The following is a 2,487-nucleotide window of genomic DNA, read 5'->3' as shown; positions in this document are numbered from 1 at the left end:
TCCCGGCGCGGCGCCCACCGCTTCCGCGGCTTCGGCCGCGTGGGCCGTGTCGGGTCCGCCCGCGGCCGCGTCGTCCGGGCCAGGGTCCGCCTGGTCAGATCCCGCGGTCGGTGTCCCGGTGCTTCCTGGCGCGGCGCCCGCCGCTTCCGCGGCTTCGGCCGCGTGAGCCGTGTCGGGTCCGCTCGCGGCCGTGTCGGCCGCGCCCGGCGGCGTGTCGTCTGCACCCGGGGCTGCCTGGGTGGATCCCGCGGCCGGTGCCCGGGTGTCTCCCGGCGCGGCGCCTGTCGCTTCCGCGGCTCCGGCCGTGGGCGGGTCGGCCGCGCCTGCCGTCTCCGCGGCGCCGGTCACGGGTGCCTCGTCCGCCCGGCCCGCAGGCGCCCGCGCCGCGCCCGCGGCTGCGTCCGCCCCGCCCGCGGGCGTCCGTGCCGCTTCCGCGGCTCCGGCGGCGCGAGTCGTCTCGGGTCCGTCCGCGGCCGCGTCGTCCGCGCCCGCAGGCACCTCGGCGGAGCCCCCCGCAGGGGCCTCCGCTTCCGCGGCTCCGGCCGCAGGAGCCGGCTTCGAGCCCGCCGCAGGCGCCTGGGGCGCGTCTGCGGCGGCACCCGCAGGTACCTCCGGAGAGCCCGCCGCAGGCAACCCCGCAGAGCCCGCCGCAGGCGACTGCGCAGGCGACTTCTCGTTCTCGGGCCGCTCGGTACTCACCGCATCGCTCCTCACGCCGCACGTGCCGTCCCTCGACCCTCTGACCTGAGCCTGTCAGAAGTGACCGGCCGGAGAGTCGTATCCCGTATCCCCCACACGGGGGACGGCGATGGGACGCAGCGGGGGAGCGCGCGGTTCCCTCGTGTACCGCCCGGCTCAGTCGCCGTAGTCGGACATGGCGTCCAGAAGCCGTGCCGAACGGGCCGGAACCCGGACCCCGTGGATCAGTGACGGCGGCACGGGCAGCGAGGTGTGGCGCTCGGGGGCCGCCCAGTGGGGGGCCATCCGGGCACAGTCGCCCTGGAGCGAGGCGAGGCCGCCCTCGAGATCGGCCGGAGCAGGCGCGTACGCCTTCAGGTTCGTCATAACGGCACCGTACGCATGCGCGCCCCCGCGAAGAAAGATCTACTAAGGGGTAGTTTCAGCCGCTTCAGCGCTCCGCCTCCAGCGGGTAGCGTGAAGTGTCAATACCCCTCCCCCCAGGAGAGACCACGCCGTGCGCATCGCAGTCACCGGCTCCATCGCCACCGACCACCTCATGACCTTCCCCGGCCGGTTCGCCGACCAGTTCGTCGCGGACCAGCTGCACACGGTCTCGCTGTCCTTCCTGGTCGACAACCTGGACGTACGGCGGGGCGGAGTCGGCGCCAACATCGCCTTCGGCATGGGCCAGCTCGGCTCCCGGCCGATCCTCGTGGGCGCCGCGGGCTTCGACTTCGACGACTACCGCGCCTGGCTGGAGCGGAACGGCGTCGACACGGACTCCGTCCGCATCTCCGAGACCCTGCACACCGCCCGCTTCGTGTGCACCACGGACGCCGACCACAACCAGATCGGCTCCTTCTACACCGGCGCGATGAGCGAGGCCCGCCTCATCGAGCTGAAGACGGTCGCGGACCGCGTCGGCGGCCTCGACCTGGTGCTGATCGGCGCCGACGACCCGGAGGGCATGCTCCGCCACACCGAGGAGTGCCGCTCCCGCCGGATCCCGTTCGCGGCCGACTTCTCCCAGCAGATCGCCCGGATGAACGGGGAGGAGATCCGGATACTGCTGGACGGCGCGACCTACCTCTTCTCCAACGAGTACGAGAAGGGCCTGATCGAGTCCAAGACCGGCTGGAGCGACCAGGAGATCCTCGCCAAGGTCGGCCACCGCGTCACCACCCTCGGCTCGCGCGGCGTCCGCGTCGAGCGGGACGGCGACGACCCGATCGAGGTCGCCTGCCCGGAGGAGGACCGCAAGGCCGACCCCACGGGCGTCGGCGACGCGTTCCGCGCCGGCTTCCTGTCCGGGCTCGCCTGGGGCGTCTCCCTGGAGCGCGCCGCGCAGGTCGGCTGCATGCTCGCCACGCTGGTCATCGAGACCGTGGGCACGCAGGAGTACCAGCTGCGCCGGGCCAACTTCATGGACCGCTTCACCAAGGCGTACGGCCACGACGCCGCCGCCGAGGTCCGCGCCCACCTCAGCTGAGTCCCGCCGGGGCATCGCCCTAGCTCAGCCGGCGGACCACATAGGCCGAACCCCGGTCCGCCGGCTCCTCGCCCACGTACTCCTGCCCGCGCATCTCGCACCACGCCGGGATGTCCAGCCGGGCCGCCTCGTCGTCGGCGAGCACCCGGACGGTGGAGCCGACCGGCACCTCGCCGATCACCTTCGCCAGCTCGATGACGGGCAGCGGGCACAGCTTGCCCAGCGCGTCGACCAGGAAGGCCTCCGCCGACGCCTGCTCCGGGACCGACGCCTCCTCCTCCCCGCCCCCGGTGGCCCGCACGGCCCCGCCCTCCGGC

The 2,487-nt window shown here is 74.2% G+C and carries 3 protein-coding genes; 1 reads left to right on the top strand and 2 read right to left on the bottom strand.

The genetic code is table 11. The annotated features are described in order from the left end of the window. Positions 1–855: 855 nt before the first annotated feature. Complete coding sequence (locus tag WN71_RS38615) at positions 856–1,065, bottom strand: hypothetical protein (protein ID WP_046590978.1); 210 nt, start codon at positions 1,063–1,065, stop codon at positions 856–858. 130 nt (positions 1,066–1,195) lie between these two features. On the opposite strand from WN71_RS38615, the gene WN71_RS38610 reads away from it, so the two are divergent. Beyond that, positions 1,196–2,170: a carbohydrate kinase family protein gene (locus WN71_RS38610; protein ID WP_046590977.1), complete on the top strand. Its 975-nt coding sequence runs from the start codon at positions 1,196–1,198 to the stop codon at positions 2,168–2,170. 19 nt (positions 2,171–2,189) lie between these two features. Here the strand turns inward: WN71_RS38610 and WN71_RS38605 are convergent. Beyond that, positions 2,190–2,487 (bottom strand): sulfurtransferase TusA family protein (locus tag WN71_RS38605; RefSeq protein WP_240529915.1); only part of this gene is annotated, 298 nt, incomplete at its 5' end.

It is taken from the genome of Streptomyces mangrovisoli (assembly GCF_000974985.2).
Classification (GTDB): domain Bacteria; phylum Actinomycetota; class Actinomycetes; order Streptomycetales; family Streptomycetaceae; genus Streptomyces; species Streptomyces mangrovisoli.
This window is presented reverse-complemented; position numbering and strand designations above follow the sequence as displayed.

What these genes read in the sequence shown, in the direction of transcription:
- WN71_RS38615 (WP_046590978.1), bottom strand. Translation starts at nt 1,065, where the DNA reads ATGACGAACCTGAAGGCGTACGCGCCTGCTCCGGCCGATCTCGAGGGC.